We start from the raw sequence: 26,097 nt of genomic DNA on the forward strand, positions 1-26,097 counted from the left end.
TTTCGTCATCCGCTGGACGCTGGTGCGCCGGGTCCCGGCCGGGGAGGCCGGGGTCGGCCGGGACCCGGTGTGCGCCGGGTCAGGAACCGGCGGTCTTCCTGGCCTCGGACCAGCGCTTGTTCAGCTCGTCGAAGTAGCCCTGGAGTGAGCCGTCCTGGGCGCCGCGGGCGATGTCGATGAGCTTGCGGCGGTAGTCCTGCTTGCCGAGGCCGATCTCGGCGGCGTCGTCGATCGCGTTGACCTCGACCGTCTGGTTCTCGGAGCGCTCCACCATCTTGACATCGTTGTCTACGTATTCCTGGAGGTTGTCCGGCAGGGGCTCCTTCAGGAGCGCGGAGACGACGCCGTCCTTCGCCGAGTAGCCGGACTTCTCGGTGAACCAGTCGATCCAGGCCCGGGCCGCGCTCTTGTTGTCCGAGTGGATGTTGACGGCCTGCTGGTAGTCGGAGACCAGGGTGGCGCAGAACTGACCGTTCTGCTGGAACGGGGCCGGCATGAAGCCGATGTCGTCGGGGTTCTCACCGGCCTTCTCGGCGGCGTCCCGCATCTGGGCGATCGCCCAGTTGCCGAGCATCATGCTGCCGATCTCGCCCTTGGCCAGGAGGGTCTTGGAGCTCTCCCAGTTGGTGGTGCTCGGGTCCTTCTCGGAGAGCTTCCGGTGGACGATGTCGTGGAGGAGGGTGTCCAGGGCGTTGAGATCGGTGCCCTCGCCCCAGGGCTCGTCCATCGAGGCGAGCTTGTCGGAGGCCTGGGTGTCGCAGCTCACCGAGCCGACGCTGTTGGTCCACTGGCCGGCCAGCGGCCAGCCGTCCTTGAAGTTGGTGTAGTACGGCGTGGCGCCGGTCTTGTCCTTGACCGCCTTCAGATCATCGAGGAACTGCTCCGGGGTGGTCGGCCACTCGGTGATGCCGGCCTTCTTCCACAGGGCCTTGTTGTAGACGAAACCGTTGGCCGTGCCGTAGGCGGCGATGCCGTAGACCTTGCCGTCGACATTGGTCTTGTCCGTGAAGCGGTAGGTGTCCTTCATCGATCCGGCGTTGCCCAGCGGCGCGAAGAAGTTGGGGTAGTCGCCCTTGGAGATGGCCGAGGGGATCAGCAGGACGTCACCGTAGTTCTCCGTGTTCATACGGATCTTCACCTCCCCCTCGTAGTCGGTGATGCCCTCGAACTTGACCTTCACCTTGGGGTAGATCTTGTTGAACTCCGCGGCGTACTTCTCCATGGTCTTGTCCTGCACCAGGTCGGTGCGGTTGGTCAGAACCGTGATGTCGCCCGAAACGCTGTCCGGGTTGATCGGTGCGACGGCCGTCTCGTTCGGGTCGGCACTTCCGCTCGCTCCGCTGCATCCTGCAACGGTCAGCATCGTGATGGCCAGCAGTGCGGCGCTCAGCGCTTTCTTCCCCATGGGCCCAACTCCTCCATTGGATTGCGGCTCGGGCTGCGGTGGTGGCGACTATGTCAGCCGGAGATGAACCGGTAAAGCGCAGAAGCGTGTCGCGATGCTCAATCGTTATGTGCTGTAGAGGTGTAGATCGGGTTTGAGCGCTTCTAGCTGGGGTTTTGCGTAGAACCTTGTTGAGGGTTGGGGGACTAGACCGGTTTACTGTCGTGGCGTTAGGTTGACCTGTGCCGTACACGAAACCGGCCGTCCCGCCGAAGGAGCCGCACATGAAGGAAGCCGTTCAGCTCACCGAGGGCTGGAGTCTCGACCACGACGGCAGCTCGCTGTCCGCCCAGGTCCCGGGCTGCGTCCACACCGATCTGCTCACGGCCGGCCTGATCCCGGACCCCTACCTCGGCCTGAACGAGTCCGAGGTGGCCTGGGTGGGCCGCCGCGCCTGGACCTACAGCCGGAACCTGGAGCCCGCCCAGACGGCGGCGGAGCGCCACGAACGCACCGACCTGGTCTTCGACGGCCTGGACACCGCCGCCGTGATCACGCTCGACGGGCACGAGCTCGGCCGCACCCGGAACATGCACCGCCGGTACCGCTTCGACGTCACCGACCGTCACGGTCCGCTCCACGTCGAGTTCGCCTCCGCCTACGAGGAGGCCGAGGCGGTGCGGGCGCTGACCGGGGAGCGGCCCAACGTCTACCCCGAGCCGTTCCAGTACATCCGCAAGATGGCGTGCAGCTTCGGCTGGGACTGGGGGCCGACGCTGGTCACCGCCGGAATGTGGCGCCCGGTCCGGCTGGAGCGCTGGTCGACGGCCCGCCTGGCAGAGGTGCGTCCCCTGGTCACGGTCCACGACGGCGCCGGCCGGGTGGAACTCCGCATCGACATCGAGCGCACCGGGCAGGGCGCGGACCGGCACCTCGAGGTGAGCGCGCAGGTCGGCGGCGTACAGGCCCATGGCACGGTGGTGGGGGACAGCGCCCTGCTGATCCTCGACGTACCCGACCCCGACCTGTGGTGGCCGCGCGGATACGGCGAGCAGCCGCTGTACGACCTGGAGGTGACCCTCGTCTCCCGGGGCACCGAAGGTACGGAATCCCGGCACCTCGACTCCTGGTCGCGCCGGATCGGATTCCGCGACGTGGTGCTGGACCGCTCCGCCGACGAACACGGCACCGGCTTCATCTTCGTCGTCAACGGCGTACCGGTCTTCGCCCGCGGCGTGAACTGGATCCCCGACGACGTCTTCCCCTCCCGCATCACCCCCGACCGCTACCGCACACGGCTGCGCCAGGCCGCCGAGGCGGGCATCGACCTGGTACGGATCTGGGGCGGCGGCATCTACGAGGACGACGCCTTCTACGACGTCTGCGACGAGCTGGGCCTCATGGTCTGGCAGGACTTCCTCTTCGCCTGCGCCGCCTACCCGGAGGAGCAGCCGCTGCGCGGCGAGGTCGAGGCCGAGGCACGGGACAACGTTGTCCGGCTGATGCCGCACCCCAGTCTCGTGCTGTGGAACGGCAACAACGAGAACCTGTGGGGCTTCCGCGACTGGGACTGGGAGCCCGCCCTGGCCGGCGACTCCTGGGGCGGTGGCTACTACCTCGACCTGCTGCCGCGCCTCGTCGCCGAACTCGACCCCACCCGCTCCTACACCGCCGGCAGCCCTTGGTCCGGCTCCTGGGACCACCACCCCAACGACCCCGCGCACGGCACCCACCACTCCTGGGAGGTGTGGAACCGCCGCGACTACGCCGAGTACCGCGACTCGGTGCCCCGCTTCGTCGCGGAGTTCGGCTGGCAGGCGCCGCCCGCGCTGGCCACCCTCCGGCGGGCACTGCCCGGGGAACGCCTCGCCCCGGACTCGCCCGGCATGCTGCACCACCAGAAGGCCGAGGACGGCAACGGAAAGCTGAACCGGGGCGTCGCCCGCCACTTCCGGCTCCCCGAGGACGACTTCGACCGCTGGCACTACCTCACCCAGGTCGTGCAGGCGCGCGCGGTCGCCGCCGGGATCGAGCACTGGCGCTCGCACTGGCCGGTGTGCGCGGGCACCGTGGTCTGGCAGCTCAACGACTGCTGGCCGGTGAGCTCCTGGGCCGCCGTGGACGGCGACGGACGCCTCAAGCCGCTCTACCACGAGCTGCGCCGGGTCTACGCCGACCGCCTGCTGACCCTCCAGCCCGGCGCCGACTGCCCGGTGCTCGCCGTGGTCAACCAGTCCGCCGAGCCGTGGCACGCCACCGTGACCCTGCGGCGCATGCGGGCGGACGGCACCGTGGTGGCGGAGCGGCAGCTCGACCTGACCGTCCCCGCCCGCCAGGTGTACCGGCAGACCGTGCCCGGCGAGCTCGCCCCGGACGCGCTCGCCACGAAGGAGTTCCTCGTCGCGGACGCCGACGCCGACGGCCTGCGTGCCGTGCACTTCCCCGTCGCCGACAAGGACTTCGCCTACCCCGCCCCCCACTACGACGTCGCGGTGGGGACCCCGGTCGGCTCCGGTGGCGGTAGTGTCGAGATCGTGGTCACCGCACACACCCTGGTACGCGATCTCCTCCTGCAGGCCGACCGGCTCGGACCGGACGCGGTCTGCGACTCCGGACTGCACACCCTGCTCCCCGGGGAGCAGGTCCGGCTGCGGGTGAACAACGCCGCGGAGACCGGCGCCAACGCGGTACGCGCGGCCCTGTTCTGCGTGGAACCCGCGTGAGCACACCGCCGGAACGCGTCACCATCAAGGACGTCGCCGCGGCCGCCGGCGTCTCCAAGGGCGCGGTGTCACTGGCGTTCAACCACAAACCGGGAGTCTCCGAGGCCACCCGGGACCGCATCTTCGAGGCGGCCCGGCAGCTCGGCTGGGCTCCGAACTCCTCCGCCCGCAGTCTGTCGCGCAACTCCGTCGACGCGATCGGACTGGCCGTCTGCCGGCCGGCCCGGCTGCTGGGCCTGGAGCCCTTCTACATGGAGTTCATCTCCGGCATCGAGAGCGTGCTCGTCGAACGCGACTGCTCCCTGCTGCTGCGCCTGGTGGGTTCCCTGGAGGAGGAGATCCAGCTCCAGCAGAGCTGGTGGCGGGAGCGCCAGATAGGCGGTTCGATCCTGGTCGACTTCCACCGGCGGGACCCGCGGGTCGCGCCGCTGCGCAAGCTCGGGCTGCCGGCCGTGGGCGTGGGGCATCCGGATCTCACCGGCGGCTTCCCGTCGTTGTGGACCGACGACGCCACCGCCGTGGCCGAGGCCGTGCGCTATCTGGCGGCCCTGGGCCACCGGCGCATCACCCGCGTGGGCGGACCCGCGGGGCTGGGCCACAGCGCCATCCGCGCGGACGCGTTCGAGCGGACGATGCGGGAACTCGGCCTGAACGGCGGCCGGCACGTCGAGACGGGTTTCTCCGGGGAGGAGGGCGCCCGGGCGACCCGCATGCTGCTCCTGTCGTCCGACCGTCCCACGGCGATCGTCTACGACAACGACATCATGGCCGTCGCCGGACTGGGCGTGGCCGCCGAGATGGGCGTCTCGGTACCGGACGACCTGTCCCTGCTGGCCTGGGACGACTCCCAGCTGTGCCGCCTGACACACCCGACCCTGACGGCGATGAGCCACGACGTGCACGGATTCGGCGCCGAGGCGGCCCGGGTCCTCTTCGACGTGATCGCCGGCAAGGAAGTCACCTCCCGACCGGTGTCGACCCCCTCGCTGGTACCGAGGGGGTCGACGGCACCTCCACGCCGGTAGGCGGAGACGGGGAAGGGGCGCGGCTCGCTTTCGAGCCGCGCCCCTTTCGTCGTTCACCCGCGCGGCACGACGGAACACGCCTGTCGCTTCCGCGCGGGCCGGCCCGGGACCGGTGGTCCTCCGTGGGGGACGACGGCGCTCCGGCGTGGATACCGTCGTGCCGCGTGGGCATACGGCACTGCCGTGGGTGTGCGCGTATGCCGAGCCGACGGCAGCCGTTCGAATCCCGCCGGGGTCACGGGCGCCGGCAGGCGCTTCGTCACGCGCGGGGACGCCCGCGAGCGGGGCCCGTCGTCCCCGCTCGGCTCAGCCGCAAGGCGCTGTTTCCTGGAGTCGGCCCGGACCGGACGAGACCCACTCCAGCCGCCTCTTCCCGGGCGAAGGCATCACTTCCGTGCGAAGCGATCACCGCAGCCGGAGATACCGGAGCCCCTGTTCCTCCTCAGCGGGTGACGGTCGGGGTACCGGACGCGCGGGCCTGACGGCGTGCCGCGGCGGCGGCTCCGACGAGCCCGGCGTCCCGTGCCAGTGCGGCGGGCCGGACCTCCAGCCCGCGGGTGAAGCCGAGGACCGCGAAGGCCCTCAGATGACGGCGCAGCGGAGTGAACAGGACGTCACCGGCCTGAGCGACACCCCCGCCGATCACTGCCACCTCGACCTCCAGCAGCGTCGCACTGCCGGCGATCGCGGCGGCCAGCGCCTTGGCCGACCGGTCGTAGGCGGCCAGAGCGCGTTCGTCCCCCGCACGCGCCGCGACGGCCACGGCGGCGGCCGTCGCCTCCGCGCCGGCCGGCGGCGTCCAGCCCGCCCGCACGGCGTGGCGGGCGATCGCCGTGCCGCTGGCGTACCCCTCGACACAACCCCGCCCCCCACACGCACAGGGCGGCCCGTCCAGGTCGACGGAGATGTGACCGATGTGCCCGGCGTTGCCGGACGGGCCGGGGTGGAGGCGGCCGTTCAGGACGAACCCCCCGCCCACCCCGGTCGAGACGACCATGCACAGGGCGTTGTCCACCCCCCTCGCGGCGCCCCGCCAGTGCTCGGCGGCCGCCACCGCCACGGCGTCGCCCAGCAGCACCGGCTCGATGCCGTCGAACAGCATCGGATGCGCGCGTACGCTGTCCACCAGCGGAAACGCCCGCCAACTCGGTATGTTCACGGGACTGACGGTGCCCGCCGCCGTGTCGACGGGCCCGGCGCTGGCGATGCCCAGACCGGACACCGTGCCCCAGGCCGGGTCTGCGGCCAACTCGTCGATGACCGCGTCGACCGTCCTCGCCATCCGGGAGGTCGACTCGCGTGCGGGTGTGGGCAGTTCGGCGCGCCGGACGACGGATCCCTCCTCGTCGATCAGGGCTCCCGCGATCTTCGTGCCTCCGATGTCCAGCGCGGCGTACACCTGTGAGCTCTTCCTTCCGGTCGATGTCGGGGCGCGGCCCACCTGAGGTGCGGCCCGGTCGGGAGTGATGATGGACAACGTTGTCTTCCTTTGTTTCCAAGTGAGTCCGCGCCGTGCTTCCCCTCCTGCGGGCCCGTCCGTGCAGGCCGTGGCGCGAGAAGCCGGCTACCGGTGGCCGGCACCGGCTCCGGTGCCGGCCACGAACAGCGTTCCGTCGCCCTGTGCCGTGACGTCCCGATCGGAGTCGGACAGGAAGCACGACTCGCCCGGTCCCAGTGACAGCTCGTCACCTCCCGGCCCGCGCAGCAGCGCCGAACCGTCCACGCACAGCGCGACGCGGGGACCCGACGACGGCACGACGGGCTCCGGTGGGCCGCCCAGTTCGGACCGGTACAGGGCGAACTCCTCCACCGGGCAGGCGTACGCCCGCGTGCGCGAGCCGGGAACACCGCTCGGCCGCACCACCGGCACACGCACCGAGGGATCGGTGACGCGCAGCAGTTCGGGGATGTTCACCTCCTTCGTGGTGAGCCCCGCGCGCAGCACGTTGTCGGAGGCGGCCATGAGTTCCACGCCGACGCCCTTCAGGTAGGCGTGCAGTCCGCCGGCCGGCATGAACAGCGCGGTCCCCGGCTCCAGCACCCGGTGCCGCATGAGCAGGGAGGCGACGAGGCCGGGATCGCCTGGATGGTGCCCGGCCATCCGGACCACCGCGTCGTACGCGGCCGCGTACGGGCCGGGGACCAGCGCCCGCCGTTCGCACGCCGTCACGACGGCCGCCACCAGCCCGGAGTCGCCGTGCCCGGTCTCGAGCACGGTCCGCAGGGCCTCGGTCGGCGCCGTGGCGCCGTCACCGGTGCGCAGAACGTCGGTGACCGGGCGTACGTCCGCCAGGCCGAGCCCGTCGAACACGGCCACCGCCTCGTCGCGTTCACGGAAACCGGCGAGGACCTCGAAGCGGGTCAGCGCGTAGAGCAGTTCCGGCTTCGGCCAGTCGTCCGCGTACGTCCCGGGCCCGGTGCCGGCGGCGAGTTGCGCGGCGAACGCCGTCCGGGCCTGCTCACGGTCGGGGTGCACCTGGATGGACAGCGGCTGTTCGGCGGCCAGCACCTTCAGCAGGAAGGGCAGCCGTCCGCCGAACCGGCGGGCGCACTCGCCGCCGAGTTCGCGTTCCGGGGCTGCCGCGACCACCTCGTGCAGGGTCGTCGCGCGGCCGTCCCGGGTCAGTCCCGCGGGCCCGGCGGGATGGGCACCCATCCACAGCTCCGCCTCGGGCCCGGCCGAGGGAACGCTCCGTCCTTGGAGCCTGGCCAGCGCCTCGCGCGAGCCCCAGGCATACGGCTTGATGATCGGTCGGATGAGATCCACGGGCCGAACGATATCCGTAAGTAAACCGGTATAGCAAAAGTTGTGAGCCTTCGATCCGCGGATTCAGTCCGGCAGGAACATAGGGGGCGGGAACCTGCTGTGCAATAGCCGTCGCGAAAGTATCCAAAGTTTAGTGACCGGTTTAGTAAATCGCGCCATCGTGGCGCGTATCGGCACCGAAAACGTTGACGCCTCTATTGACATGACCGAAACATTGGGTGCTCTCATAGGGAACGGCGGCCGGTCAGTGGCCCGCACCACGACGCCGGTGCCGCCGTCACCCCCGTCAACTGCCGTACGGGACCGACTCCTTGACCAGACAACGTTGTCAGAGAGTCGGGCGGCTTCAGACGGAAGGTGTCGTCGTGTCCCAACCCCACTTGAGGAGCAACATGGCAAAGCAACCCAGACGCCTGCTGCGCACCGTCGCGGGTACGGCGTTCGCCGCCGCCGTCGGCCTGCTGGTCTCGGTCCTGGGCCCCTCCGTCGGCGACGCGCAGGCCGCACCCACCGGCCTCCGCGTCGACAACGGACGCGTGTACGAGTCGAACGGCAACGAGTTCGTGATGCGCGGCGTCAACCACGCCTACACCTGGTACCCGGAGCAGACCACCTCCATCGCCGACATCGCGGACAAGGGTGCCAACACCGTCCGCGTCGTTCTCGGCAGCGGCGACCGCTGGACCGAGACGACCGCGTCCCAGGTCTCCACGATCATCGACCAGTGCAAGGCGAACGAGGTCATCTGCGTCCTGGAGGTGCACGACACCACCGGCTACGGCGAGGACGGCGCCGCGGCGACCCTGGACCAGGCGGCCGACTACTGGATCGGCGTGAAGAGCGCGCTGCAGGGCCAGGAGGACTACGTCGTCGTCAACATCGGCAACGAGCCGTTCGGCAACACCGGTTACACCGCCTGGACCGACGCCACCAAGGCGGCCATCGGCAAGCTCCGCGGCGCCGGCATCGACCACGCCCTGATGGTCGACGCCCCCAACTGGGGCCAGGACTGGTCCCACACCATGCGGGACAACGCGGCCTCGGTCTTCGCCTCCGACCCCGACCGCAACACCATCTTCTCGATCCACATGTACGGCGTCTACGACACCGCCGCCGAGGTCCAGGGCTACCTGAACCACTTCGTCGACAACGGACTGCCCATCGTCGTGGGCGAGTTCGGCGACCAGCACAGCGACGGCAACCCGGACGAGGACGCGATCATGGCGACCGCGGAGTCCCTGGGCGTCGGCTACATGGGCTGGTCCTGGAGCGGCAACGGCAGCGGCGTCGAGTACCTCGACATGGTCAACGGCTTCGACGCCGACTCCCTCACCAACTGGGGCAACCGCTTCTTCAACGGCAGCAACGGCATCGCGGCCACCTCCGAGCGGGCCACCATTTACGGCGGCGGGGACGACGGGGGCAGCGACGGGGGTACGGCTCCGAACGGCTACCCGTACTGCGTGAACGGCGGCTCCTCCGACCCGGACGGCGACGGCTGGGGCTGGGAGAACAGCCAGTCCTGCGTCGTCCGCGGCAGCGCGGCGGACACCGGCTCCGCGGGCACGGCTCCGAACGGCTACCCGTACTGCGTGAACGGCGGCTCCTCCGACCCCGATGGCGACGGCTGGGGCTGGGAGAACAGCCGCTCCTGCGTCGTCCGCGGCAGCTCCGCCGACTACTGAGAGACGGCTACTGAGATCCGTGGCGGCATTCAGCGGGTCGCCGGGCTGGAGGCCCGGTCGGGTTCTTCGTGGTCCTCGGACGCGGGAGCCGCCGGGGCGGTGGCGTCGGGGCGGGGGATGGCGAGGGCGCACAGGGCGCCCGCCAGGACCACGGCGACGCCGATCCAGATGCCGGGGCGCATGCCGTCCACGAAACCCTGCGCGGTGCGGTCGTCGCCGTAGCGCATGAAGACGCTGCTCAGGATGGCGGTGCCGAGGGCGCCGCCGATCTCGCGGACGGTGCTGTTGGCGCCGGACGCCTTCCCGCGGTGCCGCGGCCCGACCGCGCCCAGCACCACCGCCGCCGTCGGCGCGAAGACGAGGCCCATGCCGACGCCCGCGACGACCATGGCGCCGGCCATGCGCGCGTACGGGGTGTCCGACGTGGCCACCAGGTTGATCCAGGCCAGTCCGGCCGCCTGGAGGAAGAGGCCGAGGGCCATCAGCCGTCCGCCGCCCACCCGGTCGGTCAGGGCACCGGCGACCGGCGCGACGAACATCGGCATCAGGGTCCAGGCCAGCGTGAGCACACCGGCCTCCAGCGGGGTGCGGACGGGCGCGACCTGGAAGAACTGCGCCAGCAGGAAGATCGACCCGAAGACACCGAAGTACATGCTCGCGGAGACCAGGTTGGAGAGGACGAAGGCCCGCTCGCGGTAGAAGGAGAGCGGAAGCAGCGGCTGGGCCGCCCGGCGCTCCCACAGCGCGAACAGGGTCAGCAGGACGGCTCCGCCGGTGAACGCCGACAGGACGAGGCCCGAACTCCAGCCCTCCTCCTCGCCGTTCACGATCGCCCAGACGGTCGCGAGGAGTCCCGCCGTGGCGAGGAGCATGCCGGGCAGGTCGAGCCGGGTGCCGGTCAGGGAGCTCTCCCGGAGCACGGACAGCACCAGCGGGACCGCCACCAGGCACACCGGGACGTTGATCCAGAAGATCCACTGCCAGTCCAGGCCGTCGACCACCGCACCGCCCACCACGGGCCCGAACGCCACGGCCGTACCGCTGACCGCGGACCACAGCCCGAGGGCCAGGCCGCGCTTCTTCTCCGGCACCTCCTCCGCGAGCAGCGTCAGCGACAGCGGCATCACGGCCGAGGCGCCGATACCCTGCAGTGCCCGCATGAGGATGAGCTGCCCGCTGCTGTCCGCGAGGCCGCAGCCGATCGAGGCCAGGGTGAACAGCGCGATGCCGGTCACGAAGACCCGGCGCCGGCCGAACCGGTCACCCAGCGCCGCCCCGGTCAGCAACAGGCAGGCGAAGCTGAGGACATAGGCGTTGACGAACCACTGCAGGTCCTCGGTGGACGCGTCGAGGTCGACGGCCATGGTCCGCAGCGCGGTCGTCACCACCAGGTTGTCGAGCGCGACCATGAACATCGGCAGACTGCATGCGAGGATGACCGACCATAACGGCTTTTTGAGAGTGCTCATGACAATGCCCCCATCGTGCGGGAAGGGCGCGCCGGCCGGCCCGCCTCGTGATGGATAGTAGCGCGATCCGTTATCCGTTATCTGTTGTCCCATGAATAAGAGCGAGTGAGAATGAGTAAGTGAGGCCCTGTGAAGATCTCTGAACTCAGCCGCCGCAGCGGCGTGTCCATCCCCACGATCAAGTACTACCTACGGGACGGTCTGCTGCCCCCGGGCCGGGCGACGGCCGCCAACCAGGCCGACTACGGCGAGGAACACCTGCGCCGCCTCCGTCTCGTCCGCACACTGGTCGGCGTACGGCGGCTGCCGGTGGGGGCGGTGAAGGAGATCCTGGGTGCCATCACGGAGCAGGACGGCGATCTGCACCAGATCTTCGGCATCGTGACCGACGCCCGCCCCGTCACCCAGCAGCAGAAACAGGCGCGGGAGCGGGAGAGGCAGGAGGCGGGCGAGGAGACGGGCGGCGTCACCGACGCGCGCGAACTGGTCGCCGCGATGGGCTGGGAGGTGCACTCCGGCACCGCCGCCCTACGGAGCCTCGGTGAGGTCCTGGACGCCCTGTCGGACATGGACTCGGGCATCGACTGGCGGTCCCTGCTGCCCTACGCGCGGCTGGCGGACCGTATCTCGGAGCTGGACGTCCAGCAGATGAACGGCGTGTCCGGCGTGCTGGAGCTGGCCGAACGCGCGGTGCTGGTCTCGGTCCTCCTGGAACCGGCCCTGCTGGCCATGCGCCGCCTCGCCCAGGAGGACAAGTCGGCCCGCCTGTTCGGCGGGGGCCCGGAGGAGGAGGGGGAGGAGGAGTGACGGAGGCCGGGCGGGACCGTGGCCGGCGCCTGGCCTCCGCCGGCTGAGGAGCCCCGCCGGGCCGCCGCCCGCCGAGTCCACCGCGGGCAGTCGTGCCTCCCCCAGTGCCTCAAGTGCCTGGGAGGTGCGCCCAGGGCGGCACGGGTGGGCGCGACGGAACCCCGCGAACGCCGGGCCGAGCGAACTCCCCCCGCCCCACACCGGCACAGAGCGCCCGGTACGGCCGCTCAGCCCTCTTGCGGAGGTGCCGGCTCCTCCAGCACCTCCGCCAGCACCACCCGCGTACCGCGCTCCGTGAACGCCGCGACGTCGGCGTCCGTCGCCGACGTGTCCGTGACCAGCGTCCAGCCGGCCGGCAACGTGGCCCACGCGTGGAACGGCGCCCGCCCCAACTTCGCCGCGTGCGCCAGCACATACGTCCGGGCGGCCCGCCGGGCCATCAGCTCCTTCAGCCGCGTCTGTCGCAGATCCGCCTCGCAGATCCCCCCGTCCGCCGTCACCCCGTCCGCGGACAGGAAGACCCGGTCGAACGTCATCCGCTCCAGCGCCGCCTCCGTCAGCGGCCCGACGAACGCCTGGCTGAGCGGCCGCAACGTCCCGCCCAGACACTCCACATGAACGGACTCGACGTCCGCCAGCTCGTGCAGCGCCGTCAGACCGGTCGTGGCGACCGTGAGATCCTGCGCCGTACGCAGCTCGTGCGCCAGCGCCCCGACCGTCGACCCGGCGTCCAGCAGCACGGTCTCGCCGGGCTGGATCTGGGCCGCCGCCCACCGGGCGATGGCCCGCTTCTGCGCGTACGCCTCCGTGGTGCGCTGGCGCAGTGACGCCTCCGGGTGCGCGTTCAGCGCCATCGCCCCGCCGTACGTGCGGGCCAGCCGGCCGTCGGCGGTGAGCCGGGCGAGGTCGCGGCGGATGGTGGAGGCGGTCACGCCGAAGTGCCGGGACAGCTCCTCGACACTGGCCAGGCCGGTGGTGGTGGCGAGTCGCAGGATCTCCTCGCGCCGAGCCTGGGATCCGTTGGGCGGCATCAAGTGTCCTTCGTGATACGTGGGTTCAGCGGGCGGTGGACATCTCGGCGGCCTGCCGCAGCGCCTCGATCATGCTACCGGCCTCGGCCTTCCCCGAACCGGCGATGTCGAAGGCCGTGCCGTGGTCGACGGAGGTGCGGATCACCGGGAGACCGACGGTGAGGTTGACGCCCGCCTCGATGCCGAGCACCTTGACCGGGCCGTGACCCTGGTCGTGGTACATCGCCACGATGAGGTCGTAGTCGCCCCGCGAGGCCAGGAAGAACGCGGTGTCGGCGGGCAGCGGGCCGCGCGCGTCGATGCCGTCGCGGCGCACCTTCTCCAGCGCGGGGACGATCTTCTCCTCCTCCTCGCCGTAGCCGAACAGGCCGTTCTCGCCGGCGTGCGGGTTGATGCCGCAGACGCCGATGACGGGCGCGGCCACCCCCGCCCGGACCATGGCCTCGTGGCCGCGGCGCACGGTCCGTTCGACCAGGCCGGGCTCGATCCGGTTGACGGCGTCGATGAGGCCGATGTGGGTGGTGACGTGGATGACCTTCACCTTCTCGGTGGAGAGCATCATCGACACCTCCTCCACCCCGGTGAAGTGGGCGAGCAGTTCGGTGTGTCCGGGGTAGACGTGCCCGGCGGCGTGCAGCGCCTCCTTGTTGAGGGGGGCGGTGCAGATGCCGTCGATCTCGCCGGTGAGGGCCAGTTCCGCGGCCCGCTTGACGTACTCGTACGCGGCGTGGCCGGCCTCGGCGGAGAGGGCGCCCCAGGGCAGGTCGGCGGGGAGCAGCCCCAGGTCCACGACGTTGATCCGGCCCGGTGCGGACTCGGCCGCCGCCGGCGTCGGTACGGTCACGATCTCGCACTCGGTGCCGAGGATCCGGGCCGCTTCCCGCAGCCGGGCGGCGTCCCCGATCACCACCGGCCGGCACCGGCCCAGCGTCGCGGCGTCCAGCACCGCGGGCACGATCACCTCGGGCCCGATACCGGCTCCGTCGCCCATGGTGACACCGATGAGAGGGAGGGGCTGCTGCGCGTTCACTGGGTGACTCCTTGCTGAGAGGGGCGGAGTGCCGCCGCGATACGGACGAACGAGTCCGGGCCGCCGAAGCTCCCGGGGCGGGTGACGACCGACCGGCCGTCGATGGTCCTGCAGTGCACGGCACCGTGGTGGATCTCGCCGACGGGCCGGAGCGTCGTGATGCCGAGCGAGTCGAGCACCCGTCGGGCCGTCTCGCCGCCGGTCAGGACGAGGTCCGGACGTCCCGGCACCGTGGAGACGGCCCGCGCCAGTCCGGCCACGACCGCGCGTGCCGCACCGGGCCGGACACCGCCGGACCCGTCGACGGACAGTACGGTCACCGTGCCGGTGGCGAGTTCGGGCAGCACGACGCCCTCCACCCCGGCCAACTCCCCGGGCGACAGCGGCAGATGCCGGGCCCCGGCTGCGACCAGCCGCCCGATCTGCTCGGCCACCACGGGCTCCGCGCTCCCGGCGACGACGAGCAGGGGCCGCGCGACGCCCTCGGCTCCCGCCGACCCCCCGCCCTCGACAGCCACCCGGACGGAAGCCTCGGCCGGGACCGTCGGGGTGGCCGCCGTTGACGGCGTCACGGATCGGGCCGGCGCAGCCCCTGCCGTCGACGGGCGTGACACCGGCTCGGCGTCCCCCGACGGCGCTGCCGACACCGAAGCCGCCGTCGGTCCGGTCGGCCGCGCCGCGAACGGTTCGGTCGCCCTCGGCCGAGCGGCCGTGGGTCCGGCTCCCGCCGACGACCCGTGCGCGCGCCGCGCGGCGAGCCGGCGGCCGAGGGCCGCCGCCAGGCCGCCGCTGCCCAGGAGCCGGGCGCCCGGGCCGAGGAGTGCCGCCGCGGTGGCGATCACCGTCAGGTCGGTGTCGGTCTCCGCGTCGCAGACCGGGTGCCGTCCATGGGCCGCCAGCTCCCGGAAGCGGCCGGCCAGCGCGATGGGGCCCTGCCGTACGGTCTCCAGCGGTACGTCCGCGGTCGGCAGCGGCGCCAGCGCCTCGGCGGAGGACCGCGGCGCGGCACGCTCCTCCGCGCGCCAGGCGGCGCACTCGTGCAGCGGTACCCCGTCGACCAGCACCACGCCGCCGCGCACCACGCGCCGTGCGGCGGGCAGGGCCGTCGCGATCACCAGGACCTCGGCCCCTTCCGCGAAGGCGGCGGCCTCCGCGCCGACCGGCCCGCGCAGCAGCGAGTCGCACTTCTTGAACCAGAGCGGACTGCCGTACGGCTTGCGGGAATTGGTTGCGCGAAACGCGCGTGACGCCGTGTCGTCCGCGTCCGTGTCCGCGCGGACACCGGCCGGTGCCCGCCCCGCCGCCGCCGTCCCCACCGCGCCCACCGCGGCCCGTACGGCATCGGCCGCCGCCTCGTCGTCCAGGTACCGCGAGTCGAGGTCCACCACCACGACCTCCCCGTCGGCACCGGATACTCCCAGGTCGTCGGCGTGCAGCACGAGCCGCGCAGGCAGCCGCAGCAGCGCGGCGGCCTCCGCCGCCCCCGACAGGTCGTCGGCGAGCGCGACGACCGCGGTGTCGTCCCCACGGCACACGCGGACCTCCTCCAAGAACTCGGTGACTCGGTGTCGCAGTGCCCTGATGATGGCATAGCTTGCGCGATTCGCGCGAGACTCTTGCGCATAACGCGCAGTCATGCGAGCGTTCACCCACCGAGAAGCCACCGTCCCGCACCGGAAGGAACCGCTCGTGAGCACCGGCACCCGCCCCGGCCCGCACGGAAGCCCACAGGGAAGCGCGCAGGAAGGCCCACGGGGAATCGAGCTCCCGCCCGTCCCCGTACCGCTCTCCCGCCTGGTCCTGGGCACCATGACGTTCGGCGACACCGTCGACCGCGCGGGCGCCGCCGCCATGCTGGACACCGCGCTCGACGCCGGCCTCACCGGCGTGGACACGGCCAACGGCTACGCGGGCGGCGAGAGCGAGCGGATCCTCGCCGGCCTGCTGCCCGGACGCCGGGACCGGATCGTGCTCGCCACCAAGGCCGGCATCCCGCACCCCGACCAGGGAGAGCACGCCCCGCTCTCCCCGGCCGGCCTGCGGGCCGCCCTCGACGGCAGCCTCGAGAGGCTCGGCACCGACCACGTCGACCTCTTCTACCTGCACCAGCCGGACCGCCGTACGCCACTCGCGGAGACCCTCGCGACCGTGGCCGAGTTCGTCGCGGAGGGGAAGATCCGCGCGCTCGGCGTGTCCAACTTCGCCGCCTGGCAGATCGCCGAGCTGACCCGCACCGCCGACGAGGTCGGCGCCCCGCGCCCGGTCGTCGCGCAGCAGCTGCACAACCTCCTCGCCCGCCGGATCGAGGAGGAGTACGTCGAGTACGCGGCGGTGAGCGGTCTGCGCACCATGGTCTACAACCCGCTCGGCGGCGGCCTCCTCACCGGCCGGCACCGCTTCGAGGCCGACCCCGCCACCGGCCGCTTCGGCGACTCCAAACTCGCCGCGATGTACCGGGAGCGCTACTGGAACGAGGACCTCTTCGCCGCCGTCGCACAGCTCACCGCGATCGCCGACGGGGCCGGCCTCCCGCTCACCGAACTCGCCCTGCGCTGGCTGCTGGACCGCCCCTCCACCGACGCCCTCCTGCTCGGCGGCTCCCGGCCGGAACACCTGCGGGCCAACATCGCCGCCGCCCAGGCCGGCCCGCTGCCCGAGGACGTGACCGCCGCCTGCGACGCCGTCGGCTCCGCGCTGCGCGGCCCGATGCCCGCCTACAACCGCTGACCACCGCCGCCGCCCCACCAGCCCGGAGACCTCCCATGACCACCGCCGCGCACTTCACCGCCGCCCTGCGCGACCGCCGCCCCCTCATCGGCTACTGGTCGCTGCTCGACTCGCCCGTCGCCGCCGAGCGTCTCGCCCGGCTCGGTTACGACTACCTGGCCTTCGACGCCCAGCACGGCCTCTTCGGTTACCAGGGCCTGCTGAACAACCTCATCGCCACCGACACCCGCGGCTCCACCGCCGTCGGCATGGTCCGCGTCGAGGCCAACGACCCGACGTACATCGGCCGCGCGCTCGACGCGGGCGCCGCCGCCGTCATCGTGCCGCTCGTCGACACCGCGCGGGACGCCGCCGACGCGGTCGCCGCCGTGCGCTACCCGCCGCACGGCCGCCGCTCCTACGGCCCCATGCGCGCCCAGCTGCGCATCGGCCCCGACCCGGCCGACACCCACGAGCAGACCGCCGTCCTCGCCATGATCGAGACCGCCGACGGACTCGCCAACGTCGAGGAGATCTGCGCCACCCCCGGACTCGACGGCATCTACGTCGGCCCCTCCGACCTGCGCCTGGCCATCGGCGGCCGGACCTCCACGGACCCCGGCGTCGCCGACGGGTTCGAGCAGGCCCTCACCCGGATCCGCAAGGCCGCCGAGGCCGCCGGCATCGCCGCCGGCATCCACAACGGCGACGGCGCGAGCGCCGCCCGCCGGCTCGACGAGGGCTTCACCTTCGCGTCCGTCGCCGCCGACGTGGTCCACCTCCAGCAGATCGCCGCCACCCACCTGGACGCGGCGCGGAAGGGCAGCCGGGCATGAGCACATCCACCCGCACCACCCTCATCACCACGCCCACCTTCGCCCGCCACTCGCCCGACCCCTGGACCCTCCTCGCCGACGGCGGCGCGGGCCCGGTCCGCCCGTACGACGACCGCGCCCTGCCGTACGACGAACTGCTCGCCCGGATATCCGGCGCCGACGCGCTCGTCGCCGGCATGGACCCGGTCACCGCCGAGGTCATGGACGCCGCCCCGCGGCTGAGGGTCATCGCCAAGCACGGCGTCGGCACCGACACCATCGACGTCGCCGCCGCCCGCGACCGCGGCATCCCCGTCGTCTGCGCGCCCGGCTCCAACTCCCGGGCCGTCGCCGAGTACACCTTCGGCCTCGTCCTCGACGCCGCCCGCCGGATCAGCGCCTCCCACACCGCCGTCACCGAGGGCGGCTGGCCCAAGCTCTTCGGCCCGGAACTGCACGGCAGGACCATCGGCGTCGTCGGCTTCGGACGCATCGGGCGGCTCGTCGCCGGTTACGCGCGCGCCTTCGGGATGAGCGTCCTCGCCCACGACCCGTACGTCCCCGACGACGCGGTGACCGCGGCGGACGCCGAACCCGTCACCCTCGACGCGCTCCTCGCCCGCGCCGACGTCGTCACCCTGCACCTCCCGCCCGCCGGAGCGCCGCTCCTGGACACCGCCCGGCTGGCCGCCATGAAACCCGGCGCGATCCTCGTCAACGCCGCCCGCGGCGGCCTCGTCGACGACACCGCGCTCGCCGCCGCCCTGCACTCCGGGCACCTGGCCGCCGCCGCGCTCGACGCCTTCGCCGTCGAACCCCTCCCGGCCGGCCACGTCCTGCGCACGGCGCCCCGGCTCACCCTCACCTCCCACATGGCCGCCTGCACCCCGGAGGCCAACCGCGCGATGGGCCTGATGGTCGCCGAGGACGTACTCCGTGTCCTCGCCGGCGAACCCCCGCGCCACGCGGCCGGCTGACCCCGCCGCCGACCCGCCACGTCACCCCCCATGCCCTTACCCGCCCTGTTTGCCTTCCGCTCCGGCGACGGCGCCGGAAACAGCAAAGGAACACCGCCATGCCGACCACCGCCACCGCCCCAGCGGCGGAGCACGCGCAGGCCGATCCGTACGCCCTGCGCCCCGAGGACGCCCGCCCGGCACCCACCGCCTTCCGTGACCGGATCCGCCATCTCGGCCCCGGCTTCGTGCTGTCGGCCGCCGTGGTCGGCTCCGGAGAGCTGATCACCACCACCGCGCTCGGCGCCGAGGCCGGATTCGCGCTGCTGTGGCTGGTGATCGTCTCGACCGCGGTCAAGGTCTGGGTCCAGATGGAACTGGCCCAGTGGACCATCCTCAACGGGCGTACCGCACTGGAGGGTTACCGCGAGGTCGGCCCCCGCGTCGGCCGGCTGAGCTGGATCAACTGGCTCTGGATCGGCATGGACTTCGCCAAGATGTTCCAGCGCGGAGGCATCATCGGCGGTACGGCGGCCGCCTGTTCGGTGCTGTGGCCGGTCATCGGCGAACCACTGAGCTGGGGCTCCCTGGCGCTCTGGGCCGTCGTCGTCACGGTCGCCGCCGTCCTGCTGCTGCAGTCCGGCAAGTACAGCCTCGTCGAACGCGCCTGTCTCGTCTCCGTCGTCGTCTTCACCCTGGTCACCGTCAGCCTCGCGGTCGGCCTGCCCGGCACCGAGTTCGGCTACGGCACGAGCGAACTGGGCAGCGGCTTCGGCTTCGAGATCCCGGCCGGCACCGTCGGCATCGCGCTCGCCGTCTTCGGCATCACCGGCGTCGGCGCCGACGAGATGACCACGTACACCTACTGGTGCCTGGAGAAGGGCTACGCCCGCTGGACCGGGCCCGACGACGGCAGCGAGGAGCGCGCCCGCCGCGCCGAGGGCTGGATCAAGGTGATGCGCCTGGACGCCCTCACCGGCCTCGCCGTCTGCGTGCTGTGCACCCTGTCCTTCTACGTCATCGGCGCGGCCGTGCTCCACCCGCAGGGCCTGGTGCCCGAGGGCAACGAGATGATCACCACGCTCTCGCGGATCTACACCGACACCATGGGTCCCTGGGCCGAGTACCTGTTCCTCGTCGGCGCGTTCGCCGTCCTCTTCTCCACCCTCATCGGCTCCACCGCCTCCGTGCCCCGGCTGTGGACCAACACGCTCGGCCTGCTCGGCGTCGTCGACTGGAGCGACGTCCGCGCCCGCACCCGCACCATCCGCGTCCTCACCTGGTGCCTGCCGCTGCTGTGGACCTGCTTCTTCCTCTGGATGCAGTCGCCGGTGCTGATGGTGCAGATCGGCGGCATCGGCGGCGGGATCTTCCTGCTCGCCGTGGTCGTCGCCGTCTGGCGCCTGCGCCACACCGGAGTGCCGAAGCGCTTCCGCGGCAACCCCTGGCTCACCGCCGCCCTCGTCCTCAGCAGCGCCGCGATCCTCTGCGTCGGCGTCTACGGAGTCCTGAAGACGCTCGGAGCCGTGCCGGAGTGACCGCCGAACCCCCTGCCGTCAGGCGCGGTTGCGCATGAGCGGCAATGACACCGGAGGGCTCCCGCACGAGCGTCACGTGCGGGAGCCCTCCCGTGTCAGGGCGCGAGGGTCCCCCCTAGGGCCAGGGATTCGCCCTGAGGCCGCACACGTACGGCGCGGAGGTGAGCAGCTCCGGGGTCACGCGGATGCCCGTGATCCGCTCGGCGAGGGCGAAGGAGGGATCGATGGTGTCGTGCCAACCAGGGACGCCGCGCTCGTCCTCGTCGGAGAGGTCGAAGCCGCATTCCGCCATGTCGGCGAGGAGGGCGTCCGGGTGACTGCCCTCGCGGCAGTCGGCGAAGAGCGCGTCGAAGTCCAGCCGGAGCGTGCCGTCGACCCACCAGCAGAAGCGGTGCGCCCCGTTCTCGTTGCTGTAGTGCGAGACCACCGTGCGGCCCCGGGACAGGGGTGTCACGATCTTGTCGGTGACCCCGACGAAGCCGTTGTACTCCACCATCACGGACCAGTCGCCGAGCGAGGTGGCCCCGACGAAGCACCGTGCGTCGTCCGGGTCGTGCGCCCTCGTCAGCGCACGCAGCCGGCCCACGCCGGTGAACCGCTCCGTCGCGTCGGCGCCCAGGGTCCGCAGGAGTTCCCCGGGAGTGATTCCCCGGACGTACGTGGCGCAGTACGCGACCGCCCAGTCCTCGTACTGTTCGCCGATCCACCGGTAGTCGTCGGCGGTGGGTTTGCCGGTCATGCGGGCATCCTGTCATCCGGCGGAGCCACCACGGCCCTCCCCGACCCGGAAGAACGGGCTCGGAATCCGGATTAATTCGGCTGTGTACGGTGCGGTGATGTGAACGTCCGTGGCCACACCCCCTCCACGCGTAACATCGCGCCCGGGGGCGAGTGTCGGACCGTTGAGGGGGAGTGCCGCATGGCCGGCAGGGCCGGACGGGTTCTCGTGGCCGACGACGACGTGAGCACACGGCGTTCGCTGGAACGGGGGCTGCGGCTGGGGGGTTTCGAGGTCACGCTGGCCGACGACGGACACACCGCGCTGGAGGCGCTGCGGAGGCAGCGGCCGGACATCGTTGTCCTCGACGTCCGCATGCCGGGGCTGAGCGGCATCGAGGTGTGCCGGGCCCTGCGCGACAGCGGCGACGACGTGCCGGTGCTCATGCTCTCCGGGCTGGACGAAGTGGCGGACAGGATCGCCGGGTTGCAGGCCGGCGGCGACGACTACCTGGTCAAGCCGTTCGCCCTCCAGGAACTCAAGCTGCGCCTGCGTGCCCTGCTGCGCCGGCGCCCGCCCGCCGCCACGGACCGCGTCGAGGTGGGCGGCCTGGTCCTGGAACCGTCCACCCGCGAGGTGTCGCTGGACGGACGGCCCCTGCGTCTGACGCCCCGCGAGTTCCACCTGCTGGAGACACTGGCCCGGAACTCCGGCATCGTCCTGACCCGCGACCGGTTGCTGGAGCACGTCTGGGGGTACGACGCCGACGTCCGCACGGACGCGGTGGACACCTTCGTCAGCTATCTGCGGCGCAAGACGGAGGCGCACGGACACCCCCGCATCCTGCACACCGTGCGCGGCGTCGGTTTCGTCCTGCGCGTGGACAAGGGCGTCCGAGAGGCCACCACCACACCGTGAGGCTCTCCACCCGTATCGCCCTGTCCGCCGCCGTGATCGTGCCCCTGCTGGTCCTCGCCACCAACTACCTGCTGCTCGCCTGGTTCGCCGACGACCTGCGCGCCGAGCAGGAGACACAACTCCGCTCCCGGGCCACCACCCTCACGCACAACGCCCAGGTGTACCTGGGGGCCGTCGCGGCCGGCCGTCCCGTCGTCGCCAAGCACGCCCGGCGCCGGCTCGTCGCCTCGTCGGCGGACGTCGGCTTCCGGCTGTACGGGCCGAAAGGCGTCATCGAGGCCGGCCCGCGGCACGACCCGGCGCTGTCCCTGCCCGCAGAGGCCAGACAGCCGGTCGCCCTGGACGGCGAGGGCGCGGGCGGCACCACCTGGCTCGTGATGTCCCGGCGGGTGGTCACCCCGCCGGACGGCACGCCCCCGGACCGGCCCAACCTGTGGATGTTCTCCCCGGACACCGCCTACCGGGCACAACTGTCGCGAATACGGCACCGGACCCTGACCGTCGCCCTGCTCTCCGCCCCCGTGACCGGGGCCGTCGCCTGGCTCATCGCGAGCCGCGCCACCCTGCCGCTGCGCCGCCTCCAGCACCGCGCGAGCGGACTCGACCCCCGGATCACCGTGCTCCGCCTGGAGCACACGCCGAGCGGTGTCACCGAGGTCGACGACCTCGCCGGCACGCTCAGGACCGTACTGGCCCGGTACGACGAACAGGCGGCGCGCGCCGGGGAGGCGCTGGAGACGGCACGGTCCTTCGCCGCGGCGGCCTCCCACGAGATGCGCAACCCCCTGACGAGCATGCGCACCAACCTCGACGTCCTCACCGAGTACCCGGACCTGGACGGGGCCGACCGCGAGGAGGTGCTCGCCGACCTGGCGCGCGAGCAGGCCCGGCTGCTCGGACTGCTGGGGATGCTGCGCACGCTCGCCCAGGGCGATCTGGTCGAGGTGGACGCCTTCACCCCGCTGGACCTGGGGGAAGTGGTGCGGACCTCGGTCGCGGACCTGCGCCGGACCCGCCCCGGCGCACACCTGACCGTACGGGCCGACGGCGGTCTGCTGGTCCACGCCTGGCCCGAAGGGCTGCGCTCGGCCGTGGACAACCTGCTGGTCAACGCCTGGATCCACGGCCGTACGCAGGACGGGCACGCCCACGTGGAGGTGAGCCTGCGCGCCGAGCGGGAGGCCGGCGCACCGGCGGCGGTCCTCACCGTCGACGACCACGGCCCCGGCGTGCCGGCGGCGCTCCGCGAGGAGGTGTTCCGGCGCTTCCACCGCAGCCCGGACAGCCCCGGTTCGGGCCTCGGCCTCACCCTGGTCGCCCAGCAGATCGCACTCCACCAGGGCGCGGTCACGGTGACGGACCGCCCGGACGGAGCACCCGGGGCGCGCTTCGAGGTGCGGCTGCCGGTCACCGGCGTCCAGGACGTCACGCACACCCTGCCGCTGCTCCGCCGCGACTGGCTGACCGCCGCCGACTGACCCCGGCGGGCCCGCCGGACCGGTCACAAGGTTTCCACAAGATCGGTCCCTACCTTCCTCCTCGCAACAGGCACGGACTGCTACGGGGAGGGATGCCGGAAGTGCCGGATGTGCACACGCACTCGGACCAGGTGCTGCGGTCGTTGCGCCAGTCGGGCCCCCTGACCAGGGGCGAACTGGGGGAGCTGTGCGGACTGTCACGCACCACGCTGTACGAGGTCGTCAGCAGGCTCGTGGACCGCGGCCTGGTGGTCGCCACGGTGCCGGACACCGGCCCGCGCGGGCGCGGGCGCCCGGCGGAGCGGCTGGCGCTGAACCCGGATGCCGGGCGCGTCCTCGGCATCGACTTCGGCCCGCGGACCGTCCGCGTGGCCGCGATGGCGGTGCCGCACGACGACATCGGCACCGCCGGTGAGCCGTGTCCCCCCGACGCCCCATGGCCGGAGCGCGTCGCCCTCGCACGCCGGCTGGCCGGCACCCTGACCGGCGGACGGCTGCGCCCCGGCGTGCTCGACGGGGTCGGGGTCTCGGTGACCGACCCGGCCGCCGCGTCGTCCGCCCCGGCCGGCCGGCGGACCCTGACGGCGCTGATCGGCCGCGCCTTCGGCACCCGGGTACGGCTGGACGGCGCCGCGCGGCTGGCGGCGCTGGCCGAGACGGTGTGGGGCGCGGCCAAGGGACACCGGGACGTGCTCTACCTGGAGCTGTCCGACCGGGTCGGCGGCGGGCTGGTCGGCGCCGGCGCGCTGCACCACGGCGCGCACGGCCGGTCGGGGGAGTTCGGGCACATCACCGTGGAGCCCGGGGGCGCCCCCTGCTCCTGCGGCGGCCGGGGCTGTCTGCAGACGGTGGCCTCCACCACGGCCGTACTGAACGCCTACCGGGCCACGGCGGACGTACCGGACCTGGTGGCCGCGCTGCGCGCCGGTGAACCGGCCGCCCACGCGGCGGTACGGCGGGCCGGCACGTACGCCGGCCGGGTGCTGGCCGGTCTGGCGAACGCGCTCGGACCCGGCGCCGTCGTCGTGGGCGGTGAACTCGCCACCGCCGTACCGGCACTCATGGAGCCGGTACGGCGGGAACTGCGGACGAACGTCGTGCGGTACGGCTCACAGCCGCCGTTGCTCGTCCGCCGCGCCGAACTGGGCGACTTCGCCGCCGCCCTCGGCGCCGTCTTCCTGCTGCGGCGGCCCACCGACGCCGCCTCAAGTAAATCCGGCCGCACGGCATTTAATCCGGCTCCGTAATTCTGACGGTCCTCGACGACAAAATCGGCGGCTTCCTAAACTTCCGGTGTCCGGGTGTGTGCATTCCGCCCGCCCTCAGAGAGGAACGACTCAGCATGCTCATGAATCGGCGTGTCAGAGGTGTCGTCACCATAGGCCTGGCCGCCGCCCTCCTGGGTGTCATGGAGGCAAGTCCCGCCTCCGCGGCCCCCATCGGAAAGGTGCGGCAGGGAAAAGCCACGTTCTACACGGACCGTGGAACCGGCGCCTGCGGTAAGCCGGTCGACGCGGCGAACCAGCGGATCGTCGCCGTCTCCCCGAAATGGTGGACGGCCGCCAATCCGAACAAGGACCCGCTGTGCCGTCTCAAGGTGCGCGTCACCTACAAGGGAAAGTCCATCACCGTACCGGTCCGGGACAAGTGCGCCGGCTGCGGTCCCCACCACATCGACCTCGGGCGGCCCGCTTTCGCGGAGCTGGCAGCTCCCTCCAAGGGCGTCATCAAGGGCGTCAAGTGGAAGTTCGTCCGATAACAAAGGAGTTCGACCGATGTCCAAGTCCCGCATATTCACCGGGCTGCTCGCGGCACTGACGCTGACGACCCTGGCCGGACCGCTGGCCACCACGGCGTCCGCCGCCCCGTCCGCCGCACCTGCCGCACAGGCCGGATTCGTGGTCAGCCAGGCCGAGTTCAACCGCATGTTCCCGAACCACAACAAGTTCTACACCTACGCCTCGCTGACGAAGGCGATGAAGTCGTTCCCGGCCTTCGCCCACACCGGCAGCACCGCCGTCCGCAACCGCGAGGCCGCCGCCTTCCTCGCCAACGTCTCCCACGAGACCGGTGGGCTGAAGCACATCGTCGAGCAGGACAAGGCCAACTGGGACCACTACTGCGACACGCAGCAGCCCTACGGCTGCCCGGCCGGCAAGGCCAAGTACTACGGCCGCGGCCCGATCCAGCTGAGCTGGAACTTCAACTACAAGGCCGCGGGCGACGCCCTCGGCATCGACCTGCTGCGCAACCCGGGGCTGGTCCAGAAGAACCCGGTCGTCGCCTGGAAGACGGCCCTGTGGTTCTGGATGCGGAACCCCGGCGCCGGCCCCATGACCGGCCACCACGCCATGGTCAGCGGGGCCGGCTTCGGCCAGAGCATCCGCAGCATCAACGGTGCCGTCGAGTGCGACGGCGAGAGGCCGGACCAGGTGCGCCACCGGGTGGCCCTGTACGACAGGTTCGCCAGGATCCTCCGCGTCGCGCCCGGCACGAACAAGAGCTGCTGAAGGAACACGGACATGGCCATATCCCGGTACCTCGCCACGGTCCTGACCGTCGCCTCGGCGGCGACCGCGCTGTCCGCCGCCTCCGCCGCGCCGGCGTCGGCGGCGGCACCGTCGCCCAAGGCGCTGAAGGCCAACGTGCTCAAGCTGACGAACGCCGAGCGGGCCAAGGCAGGCTGTCCCGCGCTGAAGTTCGACGCCGCGCTCGCCAAGGCGGCACAGCGGCACTCCGTGGACATGGCGGGCCACGACTTCGTCGGCCACGTCGGATCGGGCGGCAGCACCATGGTGACCAGGGCCAGGGCCGCCGGTTACACCGGCTGGAACTCCCTCGCGGAGAACGTCGCCGCCGGCCAGAAGACCGCCGCGGGCGTGGTCAAGAGCTGGATGAAGTCCCCGGGCCACCGGGCCAACATCCTCAACTGCTCGCTCGAGCACCTGGGCGTCGGCCATGTGAAGAAGCCCGGCACCCGCTACGGGACGTACTGGACCCAGGACTTCGGCGCGAAGTTCTGATCCGCGGGCTCTGACGCCGACCGC

At 72.0% G+C, this 26,097-nt stretch carries 22 protein-coding genes; 14 read left to right on the forward strand and 8 right to left on the reverse strand.

Annotated features, from left to right (window positions below):
* Positions 1-79: 79 nt before the first annotated feature.
* A complete protein-coding gene (locus ACZ62B_RS18950) occupies positions 80-1,405 on the reverse strand; it encodes an ABC transporter substrate-binding protein (RefSeq protein ID WP_468880709.1) in 1,326 nt (441 codons plus the stop codon).
* A 263-nt stretch (positions 1,406-1,668) separates the two neighbouring features.
* Between ACZ62B_RS18950 and ACZ62B_RS18955 the strand changes: the two genes are divergently transcribed.
* Both ACZ62B_RS18955 and ACZ62B_RS18960 read left to right on the forward strand, forming a co-directional pair.
* Positions 1,669-4,107 (forward strand): glycoside hydrolase family 2 protein, encoded by a 2,439-nt coding sequence (locus ACZ62B_RS18955; protein ID WP_344565576.1) that lies wholly within the window; start codon positions 1,669-1,671, stop codon positions 4,105-4,107.
* On the forward strand, positions 4,104-5,132 hold the full coding sequence (locus ACZ62B_RS18960; protein ID WP_344565574.1) for a LacI family DNA-binding transcriptional regulator: 1,029 nt from the start codon (positions 4,104-4,106) through the stop codon (positions 5,130-5,132). Before ACZ62B_RS18955 ends, ACZ62B_RS18960 begins: the two co-directional genes overlap by 4 nt.
* Before the next feature lie 442 nt (positions 5,133-5,574).
* Here the strand turns inward: ACZ62B_RS18960 and ACZ62B_RS18965 are convergent, their stop codons facing one another.
* Together ACZ62B_RS18965 and manA are read right to left on the reverse strand one after the other, a co-directional pair.
* Positions 5,575-6,573 (reverse strand): ROK family protein, encoded by a 999-nt coding sequence (locus tag ACZ62B_RS18965; protein ID WP_469691265.1) that lies wholly within the window; start codon positions 6,571-6,573, stop codon positions 5,575-5,577.
* Positions 6,574-6,696: 123 nt separating this feature from the next.
* On the reverse strand, positions 6,697-7,899 hold the full coding sequence (manA, locus tag ACZ62B_RS18970) for a mannose-6-phosphate isomerase, class I (protein ID WP_468880704.1): 1,203 nt from the start codon (positions 7,897-7,899) through the stop codon (positions 6,697-6,699).
* Positions 7,900-8,291: 392 nt separating this feature from the next.
* Between manA and ACZ62B_RS18975 the strand changes: the two genes are divergently transcribed.
* Positions 8,292-9,584: a cellulase family glycosylhydrolase gene (locus ACZ62B_RS18975; protein WP_468880701.1), complete on the forward strand. Its 1,293-nt coding sequence runs from the start codon at positions 8,292-8,294 to the stop codon at positions 9,582-9,584.
* Positions 9,585-9,613: 29 nt separating this feature from the next.
* On the opposite strand, the gene ACZ62B_RS18980 is transcribed toward ACZ62B_RS18975, so the two are convergent.
* Positions 9,614-11,053: an MFS transporter gene (locus ACZ62B_RS18980; RefSeq protein WP_468721494.1), complete on the reverse strand. Its 1,440-nt coding sequence runs from the start codon at positions 11,051-11,053 to the stop codon at positions 9,614-9,616.
* Between the two features lie 129 nt (positions 11,054-11,182).
* On the opposite strand from ACZ62B_RS18980, the gene ACZ62B_RS18985 reads away from it, so the two are divergent.
* Positions 11,183-11,860 (forward strand): MerR family transcriptional regulator, encoded by a 678-nt coding sequence (locus ACZ62B_RS18985; RefSeq protein ID WP_344565564.1) that lies wholly within the window; start codon positions 11,183-11,185, stop codon positions 11,858-11,860.
* Between the two features lie 227 nt (positions 11,861-12,087).
* On the opposite strand, the gene ACZ62B_RS18990 is transcribed toward ACZ62B_RS18985, so the two are convergent.
* The 3 genes from ACZ62B_RS18990 to ACZ62B_RS19000 are packed head-to-tail and all read right to left on the reverse strand — an operon-like array spanning position 12,088 to position 15,456.
* Positions 12,088-12,891, reverse strand: coding sequence for a DeoR/GlpR family DNA-binding transcription regulator (locus tag ACZ62B_RS18990; RefSeq protein ID WP_468880689.1), 804 nt, complete (start codon positions 12,889-12,891; stop codon positions 12,088-12,090).
* Positions 12,892-12,916: 25 nt separating this feature from the next.
* A complete protein-coding gene (pdxA, locus tag ACZ62B_RS18995) occupies positions 12,917-13,921 on the reverse strand; it encodes a 4-hydroxythreonine-4-phosphate dehydrogenase PdxA (protein ID WP_344565560.1) in 1,005 nt (334 codons plus the stop codon).
* The gene (locus ACZ62B_RS19000) at positions 13,918-15,456 is read right to left on the reverse strand and encodes a four-carbon acid sugar kinase family protein (protein WP_468880686.1); all 1,539 of its coding nucleotides are present in this window, start codon (positions 15,454-15,456) and stop codon (positions 13,918-13,920) included. The genes pdxA and ACZ62B_RS19000 overlap by 4 nt, the downstream gene beginning before the upstream one ends.
* A 154-nt stretch (positions 15,457-15,610) precedes the next feature.
* On the opposite strand from ACZ62B_RS19000, the gene ACZ62B_RS19005 reads away from it, so the two are divergent.
* The 4 genes from ACZ62B_RS19005 (at position 15,611) to ACZ62B_RS19020 (ending at position 19,936) form a co-directional block, all read left to right on the forward strand.
* Positions 15,611-16,648 carry an aldo/keto reductase gene (locus ACZ62B_RS19005; protein ID WP_344565554.1) on the forward strand — a complete coding sequence of 346 codons (1,038 nt, stop codon included), beginning with the start codon at positions 15,611-15,613 and terminating at the stop codon, positions 16,646-16,648.
* A 35-nt stretch (positions 16,649-16,683) separates the two neighbouring features.
* On the forward strand, positions 16,684-17,463 hold the full coding sequence (locus ACZ62B_RS19010) for an HpcH/HpaI aldolase family protein (RefSeq protein WP_073930784.1): 780 nt from the start codon (positions 16,684-16,686) through the stop codon (positions 17,461-17,463).
* Positions 17,460-18,419 (forward strand): phosphoglycerate dehydrogenase, encoded by a 960-nt coding sequence (locus tag ACZ62B_RS19015; RefSeq protein ID WP_468880682.1) that lies wholly within the window; start codon positions 17,460-17,462, stop codon positions 18,417-18,419. The genes ACZ62B_RS19010 and ACZ62B_RS19015 overlap by 4 nt, the downstream gene beginning before the upstream one ends.
* A 98-nt stretch (positions 18,420-18,517) precedes the next feature.
* The gene (locus ACZ62B_RS19020) at positions 18,518-19,936 is read left to right on the forward strand and encodes an Nramp family divalent metal transporter (protein ID WP_344565548.1); all 1,419 of its coding nucleotides are present in this window, start codon (positions 18,518-18,520) and stop codon (positions 19,934-19,936) included.
* A gap of 115 nt (positions 19,937-20,051) precedes the next feature.
* Here ACZ62B_RS19020 and ACZ62B_RS19025 read toward each other — a convergent pair whose 3' ends face one another.
* On the reverse strand, positions 20,052-20,675 hold the full coding sequence (locus ACZ62B_RS19025) for a DUF6461 domain-containing protein (protein WP_344565546.1): 624 nt from the start codon (positions 20,673-20,675) through the stop codon (positions 20,052-20,054).
* Positions 20,676-20,855: 180 nt separating this feature from the next.
* Here ACZ62B_RS19025 and ACZ62B_RS19030 point away from each other — a divergent pair, with 180 nt between their 5' ends.
* The 6 genes from ACZ62B_RS19030 to ACZ62B_RS19055 all read left to right on the forward strand — a co-directional run bounded on the left by ACZ62B_RS19030 (position 20,856) and on the right by ACZ62B_RS19055 (position 26,073).
* Positions 20,856-21,572, forward strand: coding sequence for a response regulator transcription factor (locus ACZ62B_RS19030; RefSeq protein ID WP_344565544.1), 717 nt, complete (start codon positions 20,856-20,858; stop codon positions 21,570-21,572).
* Complete coding sequence (locus tag ACZ62B_RS19035; RefSeq protein ID WP_468880677.1) at positions 21,569-23,050, forward strand: sensor histidine kinase; 1,482 nt, start codon at positions 21,569-21,571, stop codon at positions 23,048-23,050. The genes ACZ62B_RS19030 and ACZ62B_RS19035 overlap by 4 nt, the downstream gene beginning before the upstream one ends.
* 101 nt (positions 23,051-23,151) lie before the next feature.
* Positions 23,152-24,297 (forward strand): ROK family protein, encoded by a 1,146-nt coding sequence (locus ACZ62B_RS19040; RefSeq protein ID WP_468886627.1) that lies wholly within the window; start codon positions 23,152-23,154, stop codon positions 24,295-24,297.
* A gap of 95 nt (positions 24,298-24,392) precedes the next feature.
* Positions 24,393-24,809 carry a cysteine/serine endopeptidase inhibitor gene (locus ACZ62B_RS19045; protein ID WP_468721483.1) on the forward strand — a complete coding sequence of 139 codons (417 nt, stop codon included), beginning with the start codon at positions 24,393-24,395 and terminating at the stop codon, positions 24,807-24,809.
* A 16-nt stretch (positions 24,810-24,825) separates the two neighbouring features.
* The gene (locus ACZ62B_RS19050) at positions 24,826-25,560 is read left to right on the forward strand and encodes a chitinase (protein ID WP_344565536.1); all 735 of its coding nucleotides are present in this window, start codon (positions 24,826-24,828) and stop codon (positions 25,558-25,560) included.
* Positions 25,561-25,572: 12 nt separating this feature from the next.
* Positions 25,573-26,073: a CAP domain-containing protein gene (locus ACZ62B_RS19055; RefSeq protein ID WP_344565534.1), complete on the forward strand. Its 501-nt coding sequence runs from the start codon at positions 25,573-25,575 to the stop codon at positions 26,071-26,073.
* Positions 26,074-26,097 lie beyond the last annotated feature (24 nt).

Source organism: Streptomyces sp. NPDC053426 (assembly GCF_055585405.1).

Bases quoted from the DNA above. Each gene is read 5' to 3' on its own strand.
- ACZ62B_RS18955 (WP_344565576.1), top strand. From the start codon at position 1,669: ATGAAGGAAGCCGTTCAGCTCACCGAGGGCTGGAGTCTCGACCACGAC.
- ACZ62B_RS18950 (WP_468880709.1), bottom strand. From the start codon at position 1,405: ATGGGGAAGAAAGCGCTGAGCGCCGCACTGCTGGCCATCACGATGCTG.
- ACZ62B_RS19030 (WP_344565544.1), top strand. From the start codon at position 20,856: ATGGCCGGCAGGGCCGGACGGGTTCTCGTGGCCGACGACGACGTGAGC.
- ACZ62B_RS19050 (WP_344565536.1), top strand. From the start codon at position 24,826: ATGTCCAAGTCCCGCATATTCACCGGGCTGCTCGCGGCACTGACGCTG.
- ACZ62B_RS19020 (WP_344565548.1), top strand. From the start codon at position 18,518: ATGCCGACCACCGCCACCGCCCCAGCGGCGGAGCACGCGCAGGCCGAT.
- ACZ62B_RS18975 (WP_468880701.1), top strand. From the start codon at position 8,292: ATGGCAAAGCAACCCAGACGCCTGCTGCGCACCGTCGCGGGTACGGCG.
- ACZ62B_RS19055 (WP_344565534.1), top strand. From the start codon at position 25,573: ATGGCCATATCCCGGTACCTCGCCACGGTCCTGACCGTCGCCTCGGCG.
- ACZ62B_RS18980 (WP_468721494.1), bottom strand. From the start codon at position 11,053: ATGAGCACTCTCAAAAAGCCGTTATGGTCGGTCATCCTCGCATGCAGT.
- ACZ62B_RS19015 (WP_468880682.1), top strand. From the start codon at position 17,460: ATGAGCACATCCACCCGCACCACCCTCATCACCACGCCCACCTTCGCC.
- ACZ62B_RS19025 (WP_344565546.1), bottom strand. From the start codon at position 20,675: ATGACCGGCAAACCCACCGCCGACGACTACCGGTGGATCGGCGAACAG.
- ACZ62B_RS18990 (WP_468880689.1), bottom strand. From the start codon at position 12,891: ATGCCGCCCAACGGATCCCAGGCTCGGCGCGAGGAGATCCTGCGACTC.
- ACZ62B_RS19010 (WP_073930784.1), top strand. From the start codon at position 16,684: ATGACCACCGCCGCGCACTTCACCGCCGCCCTGCGCGACCGCCGCCCC.
- ACZ62B_RS19045 (WP_468721483.1), top strand. From the start codon at position 24,393: ATGCTCATGAATCGGCGTGTCAGAGGTGTCGTCACCATAGGCCTGGCC.